Source organism: Aeromonas enteropelogenes (genome assembly GCF_020097295.1).
GTDB lineage: Bacteria > Pseudomonadota > Gammaproteobacteria > Enterobacterales > Aeromonadaceae > Aeromonas > Aeromonas enteropelogenes.
The window spans coordinates 1,033,121-1,052,058 of the sequence record NZ_CP083625.1 but is presented as its reverse complement, the minus strand read 5'-3'; the positions used below and the strand labels follow the sequence as shown (position 1 = coordinate 1,052,058).

At 60.8% G+C, this 18,938-nt stretch carries 21 protein-coding genes; 9 read left to right on the top strand and 12 right to left on the bottom strand.

Going from position 1 to position 18,938, the window contains the following annotated elements; genetic code table 11:
* Positions 1–301 precede the first annotated feature (301 nt).
* Entirely contained in the window at positions 302–2,821 is a 2,520-nt protein-coding gene (locus tag LA321_RS04930; RefSeq protein WP_042070908.1) for a class I adenylate cyclase, read from the top strand.
* 80 nt (positions 2,822–2,901) lie between these two features.
* Here the strand turns inward: LA321_RS04930 and LA321_RS04925 are convergent, their stop codons facing one another.
* Positions 2,902–3,555, bottom strand: coding sequence for an alpha/beta hydrolase (locus LA321_RS04925; protein WP_042070906.1), 654 nt, complete (start codon positions 3,553–3,555; stop codon positions 2,902–2,904).
* A 14-nt stretch (positions 3,556–3,569) separates the two neighbouring features.
* Entirely contained in the window at positions 3,570–3,884 is a 315-nt protein-coding gene (cyaY, locus tag LA321_RS04920) for an iron donor protein CyaY (protein WP_026457068.1), read from the bottom strand.
* Between the two features lie 73 nt (positions 3,885–3,957).
* Between cyaY and lptM the strand changes: the two genes are divergently transcribed.
* The 6 genes from lptM to LA321_RS04890 all read left to right on the top strand — a co-directional run bounded on the left by lptM (position 3,958) and on the right by LA321_RS04890 (position 8,894).
* Positions 3,958–4,134: an LPS translocon maturation chaperone LptM gene (gene lptM / locus LA321_RS04915; RefSeq protein ID WP_082043393.1), complete on the top strand. Its 177-nt coding sequence runs from the start codon at positions 3,958–3,960 to the stop codon at positions 4,132–4,134.
* Between the two features lie 20 nt (positions 4,135–4,154).
* On the top strand, positions 4,155–5,405 hold the full coding sequence (gene lysA, locus LA321_RS04910) for a diaminopimelate decarboxylase (RefSeq protein ID WP_042070904.1): 1,251 nt from the start codon (positions 4,155–4,157) through the stop codon (positions 5,403–5,405).
* A gap of 134 nt (positions 5,406–5,539) precedes the next feature.
* Positions 5,540–6,370 (top strand): diaminopimelate epimerase, encoded by an 831-nt coding sequence (gene dapF / locus LA321_RS04905; RefSeq protein WP_026457066.1) that lies wholly within the window; start codon positions 5,540–5,542, stop codon positions 6,368–6,370.
* Between the two features lie 106 nt (positions 6,371–6,476).
* Positions 6,477–7,157, top strand: coding sequence for a DUF484 family protein (locus tag LA321_RS04900; RefSeq protein WP_042070902.1), 681 nt, complete (start codon positions 6,477–6,479; stop codon positions 7,155–7,157).
* Positions 7,150–8,106 (top strand): tyrosine recombinase XerC, encoded by a 957-nt coding sequence (gene xerC / locus LA321_RS04895; RefSeq protein ID WP_042070901.1) that lies wholly within the window; start codon positions 7,150–7,152, stop codon positions 8,104–8,106. The genes LA321_RS04900 and xerC overlap by 8 nt, the downstream gene beginning before the upstream one ends.
* A 77-nt stretch (positions 8,107–8,183) precedes the next feature.
* Positions 8,184–8,894 (top strand): HAD-IA family hydrolase, encoded by a 711-nt coding sequence (locus LA321_RS04890; protein ID WP_042070899.1) that lies wholly within the window; start codon positions 8,184–8,186, stop codon positions 8,892–8,894.
* 59 nt (positions 8,895–8,953) lie between these two features.
* Here LA321_RS04890 and LA321_RS04885 read toward each other — a convergent pair whose 3' ends face one another.
* Positions 8,954–10,480, bottom strand: a complete 1,527-nt coding sequence (locus LA321_RS04885) for a mechanosensitive ion channel family protein (RefSeq protein ID WP_042070897.1) — start codon at positions 10,478–10,480, stop codon at positions 8,954–8,956.
* A gap of 99 nt (positions 10,481–10,579) precedes the next feature.
* Between LA321_RS04885 and LA321_RS04880 the strand changes: the two genes are divergently transcribed.
* On the top strand, positions 10,580–11,008 hold the full coding sequence (locus tag LA321_RS04880; RefSeq protein ID WP_156140987.1) for a hypothetical protein: 429 nt from the start codon (positions 10,580–10,582) through the stop codon (positions 11,006–11,008).
* Between the two features lie 6 nt (positions 11,009–11,014).
* Here LA321_RS04880 and LA321_RS04875 read toward each other — a convergent pair whose 3' ends face one another.
* Positions 11,015–11,794, bottom strand: coding sequence for a gamma-glutamyl-gamma-aminobutyrate hydrolase family protein (locus LA321_RS04875; protein WP_042070893.1), 780 nt, complete (start codon positions 11,792–11,794; stop codon positions 11,015–11,017).
* 385 nt (positions 11,795–12,179) lie between these two features.
* Positions 12,180–12,704, bottom strand: a complete 525-nt coding sequence (yjgA, locus tag LA321_RS04870; RefSeq protein WP_026456364.1) for a ribosome biogenesis factor YjgA — start codon at positions 12,702–12,704, stop codon at positions 12,180–12,182.
* Positions 12,705–12,817: 113 nt separating this feature from the next.
* Here yjgA and pmbA point away from each other — a divergent pair, with 113 nt between their 5' ends.
* On the top strand, positions 12,818–14,161 hold the full coding sequence (gene pmbA, locus LA321_RS04865; protein ID WP_042070891.1) for a metalloprotease PmbA: 1,344 nt from the start codon (positions 12,818–12,820) through the stop codon (positions 14,159–14,161).
* A 94-nt stretch (positions 14,162–14,255) separates the two neighbouring features.
* Here pmbA and murA read toward each other — a convergent pair whose 3' ends face one another.
* The 7 genes from murA to mlaF are packed head-to-tail and all read right to left on the bottom strand — an operon-like array spanning position 14,256 to position 18,777.
* Positions 14,256–15,512, bottom strand: coding sequence for a UDP-N-acetylglucosamine 1-carboxyvinyltransferase (murA, locus tag LA321_RS04860; RefSeq protein WP_042070889.1), 1,257 nt, complete (start codon positions 15,510–15,512; stop codon positions 14,256–14,258).
* Between the two features lie 18 nt (positions 15,513–15,530).
* Complete coding sequence (gene ibaG / locus LA321_RS04855; protein ID WP_026456362.1) at positions 15,531–15,788, bottom strand: BolA family iron metabolism protein IbaG; 258 nt, start codon at positions 15,786–15,788, stop codon at positions 15,531–15,533.
* The gene (locus tag LA321_RS04850; RefSeq protein WP_026456361.1) at positions 15,788–16,060 is read right to left on the bottom strand and encodes an STAS domain-containing protein; all 273 of its coding nucleotides are present in this window, start codon (positions 16,058–16,060) and stop codon (positions 15,788–15,790) included. The genes ibaG and LA321_RS04850 overlap by 1 nt, the downstream gene beginning before the upstream one ends.
* Positions 16,057–16,689, bottom strand: coding sequence for a phospholipid-binding protein MlaC (gene mlaC / locus LA321_RS04845; protein ID WP_026456360.1), 633 nt, complete (start codon positions 16,687–16,689; stop codon positions 16,057–16,059). The genes LA321_RS04850 and mlaC overlap by 4 nt, the downstream gene beginning before the upstream one ends.
* Positions 16,690–16,698: 9 nt before the next feature.
* Positions 16,699–17,190: an outer membrane lipid asymmetry maintenance protein MlaD gene (gene mlaD, locus LA321_RS04840; protein WP_026456359.1), complete on the bottom strand. Its 492-nt coding sequence runs from the start codon at positions 17,188–17,190 to the stop codon at positions 16,699–16,701.
* A gap of 7 nt (positions 17,191–17,197) precedes the next feature.
* Entirely contained in the window at positions 17,198–17,977 is a 780-nt protein-coding gene (gene mlaE, locus LA321_RS04835; RefSeq protein WP_042025039.1) for a lipid asymmetry maintenance ABC transporter permease subunit MlaE, read from the bottom strand.
* A complete protein-coding gene (mlaF, locus tag LA321_RS04830) occupies positions 17,977–18,777 on the bottom strand; it encodes a phospholipid ABC transporter ATP-binding protein MlaF (protein WP_026456358.1) in 801 nt (266 codons plus the stop codon). Before mlaF ends, mlaE begins: the two co-directional genes overlap by 1 nt.
* Between the last annotated feature and the right edge of the window lie 161 nt (positions 18,778–18,938).

The window sequence follows — 18,938 nt, the reverse complement described above, 5'->3', positions numbered from 1 at the left end:
TGAAGGAAATCGATATTACCACCCTTTGCCCGGGCTTTCATGGCGGAGCCGCCAAAAGCGGGGGCAAGCTCAAAAAGGACCGCTGAAAATGATTTTCATTAAGTTGGTTGTGCATTCTAAATATTTGAATATTAATTAATTTATTGTTTTCTCCTGATACTGTTTAGCGACATCTAATAAATAATCCCGGGATTACATGCGGGCTTGTTTACCACTGCTGTTTGCATTGTTAACATGATCACACTTTTTTGACGTCTCCCCATTTTGGTGCGTCATTTCCCATCTCGATATAGGCAGGTCATTGCTGGCAAAACTCGATACGCTGGTGGCGCGTTATGACGAACTCAATCGTCTCAAGACGCAACGGGCGTTAGGTCTCATGAGTCGCTACGGACAGCAGGTCTTCCAGCTGTTACCCGTCATGCTGCACTTCAATCACCCCCTGCTGCCCAGTTATGTGGCGGGTGATGTGCCTCATGGCATCTGGAGTTTTACTGCTAACGAGGCCCAGCAGGCCTTCATCCAGGATCTCTGCCAAAACGCCAACTGCCAGAATGGCCTCGCCACCCATGACAAGTCGATCCAGGGGCTCTACTCCATGGGCAGCACCTCGTCCATCGGCCAGTGCTGTCACTCGGACCTCGATATCTGGGTCTGTCATGTGGCCGGTCTGTCGAGTGAGCGACTCGCTTTGCTGGAGCTCAAGTGTCAGCACCTGTCGAAATGGGCGGAGCAGCGGGGGGTCGATCTCAACTTCTTCCTGATCCCCGAAGACAAGTTCCGCCAGCGCAACGATGCCCAGGTGCAGGGGGAGAGTTGCGGTAGTGCCCAGCACCTGCTGCTGCTCGACGAGTTTTATCGCAGTGCCATGATGATCGCGGGCAAGCGGTTGCTCTGGTATCTGGTGCCTGCCGAATACGACGATCACTACGATGAGTACGTCAACGGTCTGTTTGAAAGCGGTCAGCTCAATCAGGATGACTGGCTCGATTTGGGCAGTTTCAACCGGATTCCGGCCGAGGAGTACTTCGGCTCGGCCCTGTGGCAGCTCTACAAGGGGATCGATTCCCCCTACAAGGCAGTGCTCAAGTCGGTGCTGATGGAGGCCTACTCCCACGAGTACCCCAATACCCGACTGCTGTCGATGATCGGTCGCGATTGGTTCCAGCACAACGAGGGGATGCACTACCGGCTCGACAACTACTGCCTGATGCTGGACAAGGTGACCAACTACCTCAAGTCCATCGGCGACATGGCCCGGCTCGATCTGGTGCGCCGCTGCTTCTACCTCAAGGTGTGTGACGGCCTCAGCCATCCCAAAGAGGAGCATTCGCCGGACTGGCGTCGTGAACAGATGAGTCAGCTGGTGGCCTACTGGGGATGGAGTCACGAGAAGCTGTATCAGCTGGACCATCGTCATGAGTGGAAGGTTGAAGAGGTCAAGATAGCCCACGCCGAGTTGCTGGAAGCCCTGATGCTGAGCTATCGCAACCTGATCCAGTTCGCCCGGCGCAACAACATCAGCGAGTCGATCAACCCGGAAGATATCGGCATCCTGTCGCGCAAGCTCTATGCCGCGTTCGAGAGCCTGCCGGGCAAGGTGCAGCGGGTGAACCTCAAGATAGCGCCGGATCTCAGCGAGCAGGATCTCAGCTTCGTACAGGTGCCCCATGGCCGCCTCAATCGCGCCGGTTGGTACCTCTACAAGCATTCGCTGGAGCCGGTGGACATCATCGGGCGGGCGCCGCTTGAGTTCAACAGCTACATCAGCAAGCTGGTGGCCTGGGCCTATTTCAACGATCTGCTGACGCCGCAATCCCGGGTGCACCTGTTCAATCAGGGTTCGGATCTGCACATCGACAACCTGCACCAGTTCTGTCGCGATCTCTCCGGCTGCTTCCCCGAGAAGTATCCGCTCGCCACCAACCTGGCCCTCAGTCGCCCCTGCGAGATCCGCCAGTTATCCATTTTCCTGAACCTGGAAGTGGATCCCTCCAGTCACTGGGTGGGACAGGTGATCGAGTTCGACGCCAATACGGTGGATGTCTTCTCCTTTGGCCGCAATCAGGAGTGTCTGGTGGGCTCGGTGGATCTGGTCTATCGCAACTCCTGGAGCGAGATCCGTACCCTGCATTTCCAGGGCGACGAGGCTGTGGTGGACGCACTCACCACTATCCTCGGCAAGATGCATCAGGATGCCGCCGCCCCCGAGATGATCGAGGTGTTCTGCTACAGCCAGCATTTCCGCTCCCTTGTTCGCTCCCGCTTCCAGAGTCTGGTGGCGGAGTGCATCGAGCTACGACTCGCCCGCGACAAGCAGCAACTGGTCAAGACCATGGCGCTGGGTAAGGAGAAGTACGGCATCTTCTTCGAGCGGCGCGGGGTGTCGGTCAAGAAGCTGGAGAACGCCATCGACTTCTACCGCCACATCTCCCACAACAAGCTGGATCACCTGCCGCTACGGCTCGACAAGACCCACAGCCAGCATCTGCCAAGCATCGTCGATGCCTATGCCAGCGAGGGGTTGGTGCAATTTTTCTTCGATACCCGGGATGCGGGCACCAACATCTACATCCTGGACGAGGCGAACCGGGTGGAGGTGTACCAGCACTTTGCCGGCAACAAGGATGAGCTGGTGACCGGGGTCAACCGTTTCTATACCTCCAGCCACGAGCGCTTCAGCGACGATGGCCAGTTCATCAATTTCAACCTGCCCCAGTATTACGAGATAGTACAGCAGGGTGGCGAGCTTGCTGTGATCCCCTATCGCAGCCAGGGAACGGGACGGGAACAGACCCCGCCGACCCGGGATGTGGGTTGATGCGGGTGAGTTCCTCATCGCACGACACCAATAAAAACGGCCTGCTGATGCAGGCCGTTTTTATCGGGAGTGAACTGACGTCAGGCACCGAGACGGGCTAGCAACCAGTGCCGGATATCATCGAGCTGCGGTCGGCAGATCTCGTGGCGCATGGGGTACTCGTGCCACTCGGGGGAGAGCCCCGCCGCTTCCAGCCGGTTCTTGGCATCCCAACCCAGCGACAGGCTCACCACATCGTCATAGATGCCGTGCATGTAGCAAATCGGCAGGGTGCGGGCAGCCTCGCTCATCTCGCCGGCCAGTGCATCGGGCACCGCCAGATAGGTGGACATGCAGAGCAGGCCCGCCAGCGTCGCCGGATAGCGCAAGGCGGTGAAGGAGGCGATCACCCCGCCCTGGGAGAAGCCGGCCAGCACGATCCGCTCGGGAGCAAACCCCTCGGCCACCAGCTGGTCCAGCAGGCTGGCGATCTGGGCTGCGGATTCGCGCACATGGGACTCCACGGCCCGCTCGGCCGGATTTTCGAAGCTCCTGATGTCATACCAGCCGCGCATCTTGTACCCCATATTGATGGTGATGGGGCGTTCGGGCGCATCGGGCAGCAGGTGACGCACCGGCAGATCGGTGGGCAGATCCAGGGCATCCACCAGCGGGGCGAGCCCGGCGCCGGAATCCCCCAGGCCGTGCAGCCAGATCACCGCATGACGAGCCCCCTCGGGGTGGAGATCGATCATGGCAGGTTGCGCCATCATGGGAACTGGACGGGTTCGCCCGCCTGGGCGCTGCAGGCCTGGCTCAGCAGGGCCTTGAGCTCGTGACCGAAGCGGTTGTCGATCCAGGTTTCACCCTGCAGCTCGAAGTGGAAGCCGTTCTCGCGGGTGGCCACCCAGATCTGGTGCAGCGGCTCCTGCTTGTTGATGATGACCTTGGTCTTGTTCTCGAACGACAGGGTCAAGACGCCCCCGTTGCGTTCGCAGTCGATATCCGGATACCCCTCGTCGAGTGTGTCTTCCACATACTGAAAAAAGGCGTCGGTCAGGGCGTGATACTCGTGATCCTTCATCGGTTTATCCTGTTGCTTTTAACAATGTGAGTGCGATTATAGAGGGCCAAAAATTTTTTCGCAGCGAACCATTATGATTACCCAGTTCACCAAGTGTCTGTTTGCCACTCTTCTCTCTCTCGGGTTGGCCGCCTGCGGTCTGAAAGGGCCGCTCTACATGCCGCCCCCCGAGCAGCCCCAGAGCCAGAGTACACCGCAAACGGCACCGCCTGCGACCTCAGAGGCTGCCACCGAGGCCGCACCGCACTAAATTCAGGAAGGAACCGCCCCTTGGATCACTTTAACTACGACGCCGACGGCCAGCTTCAGGCCGAACAAACCTCGCTGCAACACCTTGCCGAGCAGTACGGCACTCCGCTTTACGTATACTCCCGCGCGACCCTCGAGCGTCACTGGCATGCCTTCGACAAGGCGGCCGGCGATATTCCCCACCTGATCTGCTATGCGGTCAAGGCCAACTCCAACCTGGCGCTGCTCAACCTGCTGGCCCGCCTGGGCTCAGGGTTTGACATCGTCTCCGGCGGCGAGTTGTCGCGGGTGCTGGCGGCGGGGGGCGATCCGGCCAAGGTGGTCTTCTCCGGGGTGGCCAAGAGCGAAGCCGAGATGCGCCTCGCGCTGGATAAAGAGATCCTCTGTTTCAATCTGGAATCGGAAGCCGAGCTGGAGCGTCTGAACCGGGTGGCGGGCAGCATGGGCAAGAAGGCCCGGGTGTCGGTGCGGGTCAATCCGGATATCGATGCCGGCACTCATCCCTATATCTCCACCGGCCTCAAGCAGAACAAGTTCGGCATTCCCATCGAGCAGGCTCCCGCCATCTATCGCAAGGCGGCGGCCATGGCCAACATCGAGATCGTCGGGGTGGATTGCCATATCGGCTCCCAGCTCACCGAGCTCAATCCCTTTATGGAGGCCGCGGACAAGCTGCTGCGGCTGATCGACGGGCTGGCGGCAGACGGCATCCGCATCCATCACCTGGACGTGGGGGGCGGCCTTGGGGTCAACTATGGCGCCGAGCAGCCACCTCATCCCACCGAGTATGCCGAGGCGCTCAAGCAGAAGCTGGCCGGTCGTGACCTGACCCTGCTGTTCGAGCCGGGCCGTGCCATCGTCGCCAATGCCGGCGTGCTGCTGACCCGGGTCGAGTACCTCAAGCCGGGTGAGACCCGCAATTTCGCCCTGATCGATGCAGGCATGAATGACATGCTGCGTCCGTCCCTCTACGGCGCCTGGATGAACATCATCGAAGTGGACAGCCGCGCCGGCCATGCCCCCGCGCTGTACGACGTGGTGGGCCCGGTGTGCGAGACCGGCGATTTTCTCGGCAAGGAGCGCACCCTGGCGATCGCCGAGGGTTCCCTGCTGGCTGTGCGTTCGGCCGGTGCCTATGGCTTTACCATGTCATCCAACTACAACACCCGTCCCCGTGCGGCTGAGGTGCTGGTGGATGGCACCCAATCGTTCCTCATCAGGGAGCGTGAACAGTTGGCCGATCTCTGGCGTGGTGAGCACCTGGTGCCCTGACGCCGTGCCCTGAATAGAAGAGCGCGATCCTGAGCGCGCTCTTCGGGATGCCGGGGCTTTGGATAACGACTTCACTGTGTTTGTCGAGCTTGGGTTCGGTGAGCATTTACGCCCTAACGGCACAGGAATGCACGATGTTGATAGATTTTTCCAAGATGCATGGCTTGGGTAACGACTTCATGGTGGTGGACGGCGTCACCCAGAAGGTGTTTTTCAGCAATGACGTCATCAAGAAGCTGGCGGATCGCCACTTCGGGATCGGATTTGACCAGCTGCTGCTGGTGGAGCCGCCCTATGACCCTGAACTCGACTTTCACTATCGCATCTTCAATGCCGATGGCAGCGAGGTGGAGCAGTGTGGCAACGGTGCCCGCTGTTTTGCCCGTTTCGTGCGTCTCAAGGGGTTGATCAACCGGGATCGCATCGCGGTGAGCACGGCCCGTGGCCGCATTGTGCTGCAACTGGAGGGGGAGAACCAGGTCACGGTCAACATGGGGGTACCCCAGTTCGAGCCGGGCAAGATCCCGTTTCGCGCCCAAAAGGCGGAGAAGACTTATCTGCTGCGGGCACAGGAACACACAGTGATGTGCGGCGCCGTCTCCATGGGCAACCCCCACTGCGTCATCGAGGTGCCCTCGGTGGCCGATGCGCCGGTGACGACCCTGGGAGCCATTATGGAGCGGCACGAGCGTTTCCCCGAGCGGGTCAACGTCGGCTTCATGGAGATGGTCGACGCCACCGAGATCAAGCTTCGGGTATTCGAGCGTGGCGTGGGGGAGACCCTCGCCTGCGGCACCGGCGCCTGTGCGGCGGCGGTGATTGGCATGAGCCAGGGCAAGCTCAAGGAGAGGGTCACCGTTACCCTGCCGGGGGGCAAGCTGACCATCGCCTGGAAGGGGCCGGGTCAGCCTGTCTATATGACGGGGCCGGCCGAGCATGTGTTTGACGGTCAGATAGAGGTGTAGGCAGTTGCCAGTTTCTGGCAGATGCGGTTGGGATGTGGGGGCTATGTCCCCCTTTGCCCATGATATCGGGGCCAGAGGCCCTGTTTTGCAATGGATCGAACAATTTATGAGTGAACTCAAACGGCAGGAGCCACTGGTGGACGAAGCCTGTGTGCTGGAGTACCTGGCCCGTTACCCCGAGTTTTTCCAACGTCACGCTACCGTGTTGGACCGGATCCGCATTCCCCACGAGCGCAAGGGCTCGGTTTCGCTGGTGGAGCGCCAGCTTGACAGGCAGCGCGAGCGGATCGAGCAATTGGAGCAGGAGATCACCGAACTGATGGGGATCGCCAGCGAAAATGAGCGGATCTTCCGGATTTATGCCGATCTGTATGGCGACCTCTATGGTTGTCAGACCCTGTTTGAAATGAGCGCCGTGATGGGCAAGACATTCGTGCAGCGCCTGCGCCTGACCGGGTTGCGCCTCTGGCTCAATCCCAAGAAGTTCCTCCTGAGCGGCCCGGAGGCACGTTTTCTGGCCGAGGGCAAACAGCTGGAGCAACTGCTGGGTCAGCGCCTGCCGGGGCAGGATTATTACTTCGGCCGTCTGAGCCAGAGCGAGAAACAGACGCTGTTTGGCCACGACGTGCTGGTCAACTCGGTGGCCCTGATGCGGATCGGCGATCTCGGCGTGCTGGCCTTCGCCAGCTCGGATCCCAGCCACTTCACTCCCCATAACGATACCCTGCTGCTGGGCCAGCTGGGCCGCCTGTTGCAGCTGCGGCTGCCCGAGCTGGCGCATGGCTAAGGGGCCTGTTTCCGCCAGCGAGCCACTGCCTCCCGCGCTGGCGGAGGAGCTGGCGGCCTTTATTGAATACCTGAGGGTCGAGCGCCAGCTCAGCCCTCACACCCGAAGCAACTATCAGGCCCATCTGGAGGCCATGACGGCCGAGTTGGTGAAACTGGGGCTTGATGACTGGTGTCGGCTTGAGGCTAGCCAGGTGCGCAGCCTGGTGACCCGGATGCACAAGGCCGGTCTTGCGCCCCGATCGCTTGCCACCAAGGTCTCCGCCCTGCGCAGCTTCTGCGACTGGCAGGTGCGCCAGGGACGACTCGTCGCCAACCCGGCTCGCGGCATAGTGACCCCCAAGCAGGGAAGGCCGCTGCCCAAGAACCTGGACGTGGACGAGATGTATCAGCTGCTCAACATCACTGACGAGCAGGATCCACTGGCGGTGAGGGATCGCGCCATCATGGAGCTGATGTACTCCTCCGGCCTGCGCCTTGCCGAGCTGGTGGGGCTCAATCTGGCGGATGTGAAGCTTGACGAGCGCCAGCTCAGGGTGACCGGCAAGGGATCGCGGGAACGGGTGCTGCCCATGGGACGGATGGCGGTGGAGTGGCTGCACAAATGGCTCAAGATGCGTCCCCTGCTGGCTGGCGACGAGGCCGAGGCGCTGTTCGTCTCCAGGCGCAAGCAGCGGCTCTCCGCCCGCTCGGTGCAGGAGCGGCTCGATGGCTGGGGCAACAAGCAGGCGCTCAATGCCCATGTCCATCCCCACAAGCTGCGTCACAGCTTCGCCACCCACATGCTGGAGTCATCCGGCGATCTGCGGGCGGTGCAGGAGCTGCTGGGGCACGCCGATCTCTCCACCACCCAGATCTATACCCACCTCGACTTCCAGCATCTGGCCAAGGTCTATGACAGTGCCCATCCCAGGGCCAAACGTGGATCCGGGTCAGGGGATGATGAATGACGTGTTGCCGGGCGCCTCTTGCCGTCTGGCCAGCCGGTAGGGCGTGAGTCCACACCGGCCCTGATTGAGGAGTGTGCATGCATTTTTATCGCCGCTGGCAGCCGGTTGCTGCCATCTCGTTCGATCTCGACGATACCCTCTATGACAACGGTCCCGCCATCGAGCGGGCCGAACAGTGGATGCTGGCTCACTTGCGCACTGAATACCTGGCCACCGCCATGCTGGACAAGCCGCGCTGGCTGGAGCTCAAGCGCAACCTGCTGCTGGAACAACCGGCGCTGCGTCACGACGTCAGCCTGGCGCGCCGGCACGGCATCCAGGCCGCGCTGATGGCGGGAGGCATGGCCGAGACCAAGGCCGCGCAGGAAGCTGAGTCGGTGTTCGCCGCTTTTCTGGCCGAGCGCTCGCGGATCGAGGTGAGCGCATCGACCCATGCCCTGCTGGCCCGTCTGGCGGAGCGTTATCCGTTGGCGGTCATCACCAATGGCAATCTGGACCTGGCGCAGGCCGGGCTGGCCGATTACTTCAGTCTGGTCTGCAAGGCCGGGGAGGGCGCGAGGATGAAGCCGGCGCCGGACATGTTCAGGCAGGTACAGGAGAACCTCGGCCTTGCTCCCGAGCAGATACTGCACGTCGGGGATCACCCTGAGACCGATGTGCTGGGGGCGCGCCTGCACGGTTTTCGCGCCGCCTGGCTCAACGAGCGGCAGCAGCCCTGGCGGCAGTTGAAGCTATTGCCGGATGTGGAGCTGGCGACCCTGGATGAGCTGGGCGAGCTGCTGCTCTGATGCGGATCACGAGCCCCGCCATATGCGGGGTTCGGTTCCAAAAGAGGGCTGGTTTGCGGCTAGCGGCCCCTGAACAGGGTCATCAGCTTGTCCAGCAGGTCGCGCGGCGGGGTCAGCTGTTTCATTGACTCTGCCTCCCGTGCCAGCAAGGCCTGCTGCTCTTGCTGGCGCTCACTCAACACTTGGTAGAGCGGCTCGACCAGGGATTCGCGCTGCAGCACCAGTGCCTGGAACATGGCCTGATTGATGCGGTAGGTTTCGACGGCCCCCAGGGCGCGTACGGTAAACGAGCTGGGCTCGCCGGTGAGCATGCTCAGCTCGCCGAAGAAGTCCCCGGCCTGCAGGGCGCCGAGCCGCAGCTCCCGCCCTTCCAGATGGACCAGCATCTCGGCCTCGCCTCGCACCAGCACAAACAGCCAGCCCGAGACCTCCCCCTGCTCCAGCATGATGTCGCCGCTCACGAAGGGGGCGAACTTCACCTGATCCGCCAGCTGGGCCAGCTCCTCCTCCTGCAGCATGGCAAACAGCGGCAGCTTGCGCAGGGTGGCGGTGCGTTCGGCGGTATGCCGCTTGTGGCGCGCATCCTGATGCTGTTTCTCCTTGCTCATGAAGACGTTGAAGATGGGGGGCGTGAGGCGGCGATCGTTGCGACGCAGGGCGGCATCGATCAGGCTGCGTACCATGGAGTCGGTCGGGTCGTCACGCGCCAGATCGGTCAGCCAGTAGCGCACCGCATAGCGGGCTATTCCGCCTTCCACGTTCATCAGCAGGCAGTCGGGGGGCGGTGACTTGGCGACGCAGGGCAGCTTGGTTTCCCGTAATGCCTTCTCGATCAGTGCAATGATCTGGGTCGGCAGGGTGTCCAGCGTCAGATCGAACCAGACCCAGCGCCGCAGTTGCAGGGGCTGGCCGCGACGGCGCCCTAGTACGGTAAAGCGCTGCTTGAGCAGATGGCTGTTGGGGATCACCACGGTTTCCCAGTTGCGGGTCTCTATGGTGGTGGCGCGCCAGTTGATCTCTACCACCCGGCCCTGGGTGGTGTCCACCTGCAACCAGTCACCGATGGCGATGGAGTTGTCGAGCTGAATTGAGACGCCAGCCAGCAGGTTGCCCAATGTGTCCTGCATGGCAAAGGCGATGACGGCGGTGATCACCGCCGAGGTGGTGACTATCTCTCCCAGCGCCATGCCGGAGGCATAGAGCCTGAACAGCCCCCAGCCGATGTAGCCGATGGTGATAACGATGTCGGCGATGATGCGCGGGATCTTCACCTGGCAGAGGGGGAGCAGCAGCTCGAACAGCAGGATCCCCCAGAGTTTGACCAGCACCAGACCCGCCAGCAAGGTGGAGATCTCGATCAGCCAGTGGCGGGGCAGTGGCAGGCGAAACCAGCCTCCCTCCAGCTGGATCAGCAGTATGATGACCAGGCTGATGATCACGAACCCGAGTTCGGAGAGTTTCTCTCGCCGTTGCCCCGGGTTGCGCCAGAAGTGGATCAGCAGGAGTGACAGGGTGAGCAGGATCCAGAACGGGTGTTCCAGGATCCAGATCAGGGTCGGCAGCATGATGAGATTATCGCCAGACATAACAGCCCCTTGTGACTATTTACATCCAGCATAGTTGGAGTTGTGAGGGTAAATGGTGCAGCGGCGGGGCAATTTATTTATGCTGTGCCGAACAAGTCAATGGAGTGCAATCTTGTGCAATTATCAAAGAAAATCATCTGCTTGATGGCGGCATGGCCATTGGCGGGTTGTGATTTGCTGGTGGACAGATACAGGGTCGAGTTCAGGGACGGTTCCTGGCGCGAGATCGCCATCATGCCCTTTTCCAACGAGGTTCACTGGCGTGAAGGGTGCGCCACCGGCGAGGTGTTGAGCGACATGGCGCTGCCGCTCAAACGGGGGGACGTCGTCAATGGCCGGGAGCAGTTGCTGATAGGCGGCGAGCGGTTCGAGCTCGACGACAACAAGCTCTATCGCAGCAACGGCATGGTATTTGGCCACTCCCCGGACTATATCCAGCGCGGGCTTAAGGGGCTGGATAGCTGCCGCGAAATGCGCCTTCAGCGGGGCGCGCTGCCCAAGCTCAAGGCGCGTGGTTTCGACGAGTAACTTTCCTTAGGCTGCGAGGCGGGCGCTGCGTTGGCGGCAGGCATCGCCGAAGGCCTGGAATATCTTGATGGAGTGGGGGTTTTCGCTGGCCTTCCACTCCGGATGCCACTGCACCGCCAACAGGAAGGGGGAAATGGTCGGGGCGTGGATCGCCTCTATCAACCCGTCTTCTGCGTGAGCCAGCGGCTCCAGACCTTCACCCAGCCGGTCGATCCCCTGTCCATGGAGCGAGTTGACCGGGATGCTTTCCTCCCCCATCAGCTGGGAAAACCAGCTGCCTGGCACCAGATTGATGGGGTGACTTTCGCCATACTGCTCATCGACCGGATCGTCGGCATCTTCCCGGTGATCGTCGTAGCCAGGTTCGCAGTACACCTTCTGATGAATATTTCCCCCCAGTGCCACGTTGATCTCCTGCATGCCGCGACAGATCCCGAGGATTGGTAGTCCCCGCCGGAGCGCAGCCTTGATCAACGGCAGATCGAACAGGTCGCGCTCCCGATCCTGCTGCTTCTCCGGGGTGAGGTTCTCCTGACCGTAGAGCGCCGGATCTATGTTGGAGCCAGCCCCGCTCAGGTAGACCCCGTCGGCCAGATCCAGATACTGCTCCAGATCGGCGGTGCCGCAACAGGTGGGTACCAGCAGCGGGACGCAACCGCTGATCTCCACCAGCGGGGCAATGTATTTGTGGGTCATGACCTGATAGGCGTGACCGTTACGGGGCTGGGCGCCCATGGTCATCAGTACGACAGGTTTGCGATTGGTAAAGGTTGTGGGATTGGGCATAGGGCACCTTGGCTATCCTTGGCGGTGAAGTCTCGTCCTGTGCCTTGGGCAAGCCCTTGCAACTCCATGTTTGGCAAAGGCATGCCGAAGGCATGATCTCGCAATCCCGTGTTGCATGGGGTCAGCATCGTCGATCGGAGCGGACAGCAACAGCCGGGATCTTCTTTCCAGTCTGCCAATGCCGTTCAATATGTCAAACAAAATGATGCGATATTGTTAACAAAATAAAAGTAGCATCGCTTGAGTGCCCCTTTTTATGGGCGTTCAGTGTGTATAGGTAGCCTGCCCAGTAGAATCTGTGGTGGATATATTAAACGCAGAGAAGAAGGGGATGTTAAGGGGGCAATGACAAACACGCCTCCGCAGGGGAGGCGTGTTGCGGGGATCACAGCAGATCTTCGATTTCACCGCGCAGATACTGGTAAATCTCGCGGAAGGCAACCGGCGGTTTGTTCAGCTCCCGCTCCTTGTTGGCGTTGCGGATCAGCTGGCGCAGTTTCTGGCGGTCCAGCTCGTGGAACTGGGCCATCAGTTCGTTGAGGGCGCTGTCCCCTTCGCTGATCAGCCGTTCCCGCCACTGCTCCAGACGATGCAGGCGAGCATTCACGGTGGAGTGGCGATTCTTGATGATGGAGAGCGCTTCGGCGATGGGCTCCACATCCCGGCTGCGCATCAGGCGGCCGATGAACTGCAGATGGCGGCGGAAGGATTCATCCTTCTTCGGCTTGAGTTTGCGGCCCAGCTCGACGGCCTCGGCCAGCTCTTCATCCAGCGGGATCTTTTCCAGTTCGCTGTGGCTGAGGGAGACGATCTCCTCACCCATCTTCTGCAAGGCCTCGGCATCGCGCTTGAGCTGACTCTTGCTGGGGCCCCAGTCTTCCCACTCGTTGTCGTCTTGATAGTGACTCATCGGTCTCTTGATTCCTGTCTTTCACGTTTGGCGGATATGTTACCAGCTTCTCCCGCTGGGCGCAGGGGTCTGATATGCTTAGCCCCTTTCCTTCCTTCATACAGATGTGAGTTATGGATCAGCAAGACCAAATCCGCCAGGATCAAGCCCATCTCGAGGCCGTGGTTGCCGAGGCCCTGGAGATAGCCAAAGGACTGGGCGCCTCGCTGGCCGAAGTCTCCATCAGCAAGCAGACCGGGCTATCGGTGAACACCCGGGGCTGTGAACTGGAAAGCATCGAATTCAACAAGGATGGGGCACTGGGCATCGCCGTCTATCGCGACGGTTGCAAGGGCTCCTCCTCGACTACGGACCTGAGCAAGCCGGCCATCCGTGCCGCCGTTGAGGCGGCGATGGAAATTGCCTGTCACACCTCTCCCGACGACTGTGCCGGCTTGGCGCCCGCCGAACTGTTGGCCTGGGATGCCCCGGATCTGCAGCTGTGCCATCCGGTGACCCTCGATCCCCAGCATGGCATCGAACTGGCCATCGAGTGCGAGCGGCTGGCGCTGGGGCGCGATGCGCGCATCAAGCACTCCGATGGCGCCGGCTTCTCCAGCCACCTCGGCATCAAGGTCTATGGCAACAGTCACGGCTTCGTCAAAGGCTATGCGGCGTCGCGCAACTCCCTGAGCTGCGTGCTGATCGGCGAGCAGGATGGCGACATGCAGCGCGATTACGGCTACTCCTCCAGCCGTACCCTCGAGGGACTGTGGAGTCCGCAGCGCATCGCCGACGAGGCGGTGGAGCGTACCATCTCCCGCCTCGGCGCCCGCAAGATCGCCACCCGCCATGCCCCCGTGCTGTTTCATCCCGATACGGCGGCCGGTCTCTGGGGTCATCTGGTGATGGCCATCAGCGGTGGCAATCTTTACCGCAAGTCGAGCTTCCTGCTTGATAAGCTGGGCAAGCAGATCCTGCCGGAGTGGCTCACCATTCAAGAGTTCCCCCATCTGTTGGGAGGCCTGGCCAGTACCCCGTTTGACGGGGAAGGAGTGCTGACTCGCGACATGGATATAGTGCGCAACGGCGAGCTGATGAGCTGGCTGCTCACCTCCTACTCTGCCCGCAAGCTGGGGCTCACCACCACGGGCCACGCCGGCGGCATCCACAACTGGCAGGTATCCAATACCGGTCAGGATTTCCAGGGCATGCTCAAGGAGATGGGCACCGGCCTGCTGGTGACCGAGCTGATGGGGCAGGGGGTCAACATCGTCAATGGTGACTACTCCCGCGGCGCCGCCGGTTTCTGGGTTGAAAATGGCGAAATCGCCTACCCGGTCGAGGAGATCACCATCGCCGGCAATCTGGCTGAGATGTTCAGCCATATAGTGGCGGTGGGTTGCGACGAGGATGAGCGCTCCAGCCTCAAGACCGGCTCCGTGCTGGTCGAGAACATGAAGCTGGCGGGGCATTAATCCTCCGCCCGTTTGGCCCAATCTGCCGGCATGAAAAAGGCCCCCACGCCAACGCGAGGGGGCCTTTTTGTCAGCCGGTGATCAGGGGCGGCAGTCAGCCCTTGATGCGCTCGATGCAACCGCCCAGGCCTTGCAGCTTCTGCTCGATGTCTTCGTAGCCACGGTCGATGTGGTAGATGCGATCGACAATGGTGGCCCCTTCGGCCACGAAGCCGGCCAGTACCAGGCTGGCGGAGGCGCGCAGATCGGTGGCCATCACCTGGGCACCCTTGAGTTGCTGGGCATCGCGGCAGATGGCGACGTTGCCCTGCAGTTCGATGTCGGCACCCATCCGTACCAGCTCGGGTACGTGCATGAAGCGGTTCTCGAAGATGGTCTCGGTGACCATGCCGGTGCCTTTGGCCACCGCGTTCAGCACGGTGAACTGGGCCTGCATGTCGGTCGGGAACGCCGGGTAGGGGGCAGTCTTGATGGTAACCGGCTTGAGGGTGCGACCTGTCATGTCCAGGGTGATCCAGTCTTCACCCTTCTCAATCAGGGCGCCGGCCTCTTCCAGCTTGACCAGTACTGCTTCCAGCAGGGTCGGGTCTGTCTTGCGGCAGGTGATCTTGCCGCCGGTGACCGCAGCGCCCACCAGGAAGGTTCCGGTCTCGATGCGGTCAGGCTGCACGCTGTAGCTGCCACCGTGCAGACGCTCGACGCCATCAATGACCAGAGTATCTGTGCCCGCCCCCTGGATCTTGGCGCCCAGGGTATTGAGAAAGTTGGCCAGATCGACCACTTCCGGCTCGCGCGCGGCGTTTTCGATCACGGTGCGACCGTCAGCCAGGGTGGCGGCCATCATCAGGTTCTCGGTACCGGTGACGGAGACCATGTCCATCAGGATGTGGGCACCTTTCAGACGACCGTCGACGCGGGCCTTGATGTAGCCATCCTCGATGGCGATCTTGGCACCCATCAGCTCCAGGCCGTGCACATGCAGGTTGACCGGGCGGGCACCGATGGCGCAGCCACCGGGCAGGGAGACGTCGGCGGCACCGTAGCGGGCAGCCAGCGGGCCCAGGGCCAGGATGGAGGCGCGCATGGTTTTGACCAGCTCGTACGGGGCCACGTGATTGTTCACGGCACCGGCCAGCACGGTGACGTTGCCATTCACCTTGGTGGTCGCGCCCAGCATCTCCAGCAGCTTGATGGTGGTGCCCACGTCTTTGAGACGCGGCACGTTGGAGAGCTGAACCTCTTCGTCGCACAGCAGGGTGGCGAACAGGATCGGCAGGGCGGCGTTTTTGGCGCCGGAGATGGTCACTTCACCGGAGAGGGTGCAGGGGCCGGTGATCTTGAATTTGTCCATGGTTACTTCGTTACCAAATCAGGAGGGCAATAGGAATTTACGTTCGCGCTTCCACTCGGCTTCGGTAAAGGCCTTGATGGAGAGAGCGTGAATGGCGTTGCTGGCGATCTTGTCCATCAGTGGGGCATAGATGGCCTGCTGTTTCTTGACTCGGCTCATACCGTCAAACATGTCGCCGACGGCAATCACCTGGTAGTGGCTGCCATCCCCTTTGACATGGACTTCGGACAATGGCAGAGCCTCAAGGAGTATCGCTTCAATTTCAGAGACTTGCATTATGCGTCCTCAGTTGTGAGCGGGGTTGATTGAAACAGACTGGCCACCCCGTAGAGGTTGGCCAGGGTATAGAAATCAGTGGAGGCGCCCACCAGTTGCGGTGTGGCGCCTCGTGCCAGGGCGGCTTTTGCCCATTTGACCAGCAGGGCCAGGCCGGCGGAGTCCAGGGTGGTGACCTGGCTCAGCTCCAGCTTGTCATCCTGCCACCAGTCGGCGCGGCGTTGCCACAGGTCATTGACCTGTGGCGCCTGCAGCTCGCCCCTGAAGATCATGACTTGATCACCAGCGGCTTGGCGTTGTGCTCGCGCAGCTGGGCGATCACTGCATCGATGCCGTCCTGGCGAATGAGGCCACCTAGCTCGCTCTGTTTGGCGGAGAGCAGGCTGATCCCCTCGGCGACCATGTCGAAGGCTTTCCATTCGCCGGTCTTGTTGTTCTTGCGCAGCTTGAACTCGAGGAAGATGTCCGGCTTGCCGGCCTCTTTCACGCTGACGTTGACGGCGGTGATGTTGCCGTTGGGTGCCTTGCCCGGCTCGACCTTGACGGTCTGCTTGTCGAAGTGGGCCAGGGCATCGGCGTAGGAGCTCACCATGTACTCGGTGAAGACCTCGACGAAGGCGTCGCGCTGGGCCGGGGTGGTCTGCTTGATCTGGTTGCCAAGCACCTTGTAGGCGGCGAAGCGGTTATCCACGTAGGGCAGCAGCTCCTCGCGGATGATGACGCGCAGGTGGTCAGGGTTGCTTTTGATCTGTGCCTGATCGGCCTTCAGACGAGCGAAGGTCTGCTTGGCGGCCATGTCGACCAGCGCATTGGGATCGGTGGCGTCCACCGCGGCCTGGGCGGACAGGGAAAAGAGCATGCTGGTCATCAGGCCCAGCAGCAGGGCGATCTTCTTGAACATGGTTACTCCTTACTTGCTGTCTGATTTGCTGTCGGAGGATTGGCTGTAGAGGAACTTGCCAATCAGATCTTCCAGCACGATGGCGGATTTGGTGTCTTCAATCATGTCACCATCCTTGAGCATGCCGGTGCCCATATCCTCATCGGTGAAGCCCGGGGTCAGACCTATGTACTGCTCGCCGAGCAGGCCGGAGGTGAGGATGGAGAGAGAGCTGGTTTCGGAAAACTCGCCTGCACTCTTTTGCATCTGCAGGGTGATTTCGGGAACCTGGGTTTGCGGGTCGAGTGTAATGTCGCTCACCCGACCGACCACCACGCCACCGACCTTGACCGGAGAGCGTACTTTCAGGCCGCCGATATTATCGAAATGCGCGTGCAGGGTATAGGTTTCTCCCTCCGGTTTGAAGCTCAAACCGGCCACTTGCAGAGCCAGTGCCAGAATGGCACCGATGCCAGCCAGCATGAAGAGGCCGACCAGGAATTCTACTTTGCTGAACTTCATCTTTACCTTATCCAAACATGACTGCGGTGAGTATAAAATCCAGACCGAGCACGGCCAGGGATGAGTGAACCACGGTGCGGGTCGTGGCCTGGCTGATCCCGGCCGAGGTCGGCTTGGCATCATAACCGTTGAAAAGGGCAATCCAGGTGACCACAAGGGCGAAGATCAGGCTCTTGATGGCACCTTGCATGATGTCATCCTGCCAGTCGACGGAGGCCTGCATGGCGGACCAGAAGCCCCCTTCATCCACTCCCAGCCAGTCCACGCCGACCAGCTTGCCACCAAAGATGCCGATCAGGCTGAACATGAAGGCCAGCAGCGGCATGCTGATGACCCCGGCCCAGAAGCGGGGTGCCACCACTCGGCGCAGGGGGTCTACCGCCATCATCTCAAGGCTGGAGAGTTGTTCGGTGGCCTTCATCAGGCCGATTTCCGCGGTCAGGGCAGAACCCGCGCGGCCGGCAAACAGCAGGGCGGTCACCACAGGACCCAGTTCCCGCAGCAGGGAGAGAGAGACCAGAGGGCCCAGGCTCTGCTCGGCACCGAAGTCTTTCAGTACGTTGTAACCCTGCAAGGAGAGCACCATGCCGATGAACAGACCCGACACCAGAATGATGGCCACCGACTGCACCCCGACCACATAGAGTTGCTGGATCAGCAGCGGGAAGTGCTTGCGCGGCTCGGGTTTGCCCGCCAGCGCATGGAACAACATGATGGTTGCCCGGCCGATGGCGGTAATGAAACGTACGCCGCGTCGTCCCAGCTTGCTTATTTGGCTTGTCAACATCAGAGATCCTGTAGCAGGTCGCCTGCCGGAAAATGAAACGGAACAGGACCGTCGGGCAATCCTTTCAGGAACTGCTCGACTTCGGGGTTGTGCTCCTCGCGCAGTTGCGCCGGCGTGCCGTGGGCTACTACCTGGCGGTTGGCAATGATGTAGGCGTAATCGGCGATGCCGAGCACCTCCTTCACATCGTGGGTGACGATGACGGAGGTGATGCCGAGGGCATTGTTCAACTCCTTGATCAGCTTCACCAGCACCGCCATGGTGATGGGATCCTGACCGACGAAGGGTTCGTCATACATGATGAGGTCGGGGTCGAGCGCGATGGCCCGTGCCAGCGCCGCGCGCCGTGCCATGCCGCCGGAGAGCTCGGATGGCATCAGCTTCGCCGCCCCGCGCAGCCCCACGGCCTGCAGCTTCATCATGACGATGGTGTGGATCAGCTCTTCCGGCAGACCTGAGTGCTCCCGCAGCGGGAAGGCCACGTTGTCGTAGACCGTCATGCCGGTGAACAGGGCGCCGCTCTGAAACAGCATGCTCATCCGCTTGCGCACCTCGTAGAGGCGCGAACGGGAGAGGCTGGGGATATCTTCCCCGTCAAACAGGATGTGACCGGACTCGGGCTTGAGCTGGCCACCGATCAGCCGCAGCAAGGTGGTCTTGCCGATGCCGCTCGGGCCCATGACGGCGGTGACTTGGCCACGGGGAATGGTCAGGTTGATCCCGTCATACAACAGCCTATCTCCGTGACTGAAAGTCAGGTCGGAGATGGTGATCAGGTCATTGTTCAAACAATTGTCCATCCGGTGCAAATGAGGAGCGAATTTTATGGGCTAGTCTAGGTCTAAGCAACATCAAGGAACAACTATTGAACAGGCTGGCAGCCCGTTTGTACGCCAAATTTGTGTAACAAAGTGCGTCATCCTGCCGGGGATCCACCATCCGATTCGCTTATCCGGACAGA

Excerpts from the sequence above, each read along its gene's own strand:
- LA321_RS04925 (WP_042070906.1), bottom strand. The coding sequence starts at position 3,555 with ATGATCGATCTCCACCCCGAGGGGGCTCGTCATGCGGTGATCTGGCTG.
- cyaY (WP_026457068.1), bottom strand. The coding sequence starts at position 3,884 with ATGAAGGATCACGAGTATCACGCCCTGACCGACGCCTTTTTTCAGTAT.
- lptM (WP_082043393.1), top strand. The coding sequence starts at position 3,958 with ATGATTACCCAGTTCACCAAGTGTCTGTTTGCCACTCTTCTCTCTCTC.
- dapF (WP_026457066.1), top strand. The coding sequence starts at position 5,540 with ATGTTGATAGATTTTTCCAAGATGCATGGCTTGGGTAACGACTTCATG.
- LA321_RS04900 (WP_042070902.1), top strand. The coding sequence starts at position 6,477 with ATGAGTGAACTCAAACGGCAGGAGCCACTGGTGGACGAAGCCTGTGTG.
- xerC (WP_042070901.1), top strand. The coding sequence starts at position 7,150 with ATGGCTAAGGGGCCTGTTTCCGCCAGCGAGCCACTGCCTCCCGCGCTG.
- LA321_RS04890 (WP_042070899.1), top strand. The coding sequence starts at position 8,184 with ATGCATTTTTATCGCCGCTGGCAGCCGGTTGCTGCCATCTCGTTCGAT.
- LA321_RS04885 (WP_042070897.1), bottom strand. The coding sequence starts at position 10,480 with ATGTCTGGCGATAATCTCATCATGCTGCCGACCCTGATCTGGATCCTG.
- LA321_RS04880 (WP_156140987.1), top strand. The coding sequence starts at position 10,580 with ATGGAGTGCAATCTTGTGCAATTATCAAAGAAAATCATCTGCTTGATG.
- LA321_RS04875 (WP_042070893.1), bottom strand. The coding sequence starts at position 11,794 with ATGCCCAATCCCACAACCTTTACCAATCGCAAACCTGTCGTACTGATG.
- yjgA (WP_026456364.1), bottom strand. The coding sequence starts at position 12,704 with ATGAGTCACTATCAAGACGACAACGAGTGGGAAGACTGGGGCCCCAGC.
- pmbA (WP_042070891.1), top strand. The coding sequence starts at position 12,818 with ATGGATCAGCAAGACCAAATCCGCCAGGATCAAGCCCATCTCGAGGCC.
- murA (WP_042070889.1), bottom strand. The coding sequence starts at position 15,512 with ATGGACAAATTCAAGATCACCGGCCCCTGCACCCTCTCCGGTGAAGTG.
- ibaG (WP_026456362.1), bottom strand. The coding sequence starts at position 15,788 with ATGCAAGTCTCTGAAATTGAAGCGATACTCCTTGAGGCTCTGCCATTG.
- LA321_RS04850 (WP_026456361.1), bottom strand. The coding sequence starts at position 16,060 with ATGATCTTCAGGGGCGAGCTGCAGGCGCCACAGGTCAATGACCTGTGG.
- mlaC (WP_026456360.1), bottom strand. The coding sequence starts at position 16,689 with ATGTTCAAGAAGATCGCCCTGCTGCTGGGCCTGATGACCAGCATGCTC.
- mlaD (WP_026456359.1), bottom strand. The coding sequence starts at position 17,190 with ATGAAGTTCAGCAAAGTAGAATTCCTGGTCGGCCTCTTCATGCTGGCT.
- mlaE (WP_042025039.1), bottom strand. The coding sequence starts at position 17,977 with ATGTTGACAAGCCAAATAAGCAAGCTGGGACGACGCGGCGTACGTTTC.
- mlaF (WP_026456358.1), bottom strand. The coding sequence starts at position 18,777 with ATGGACAATTGTTTGAACAATGACCTGATCACCATCTCCGACCTGACT.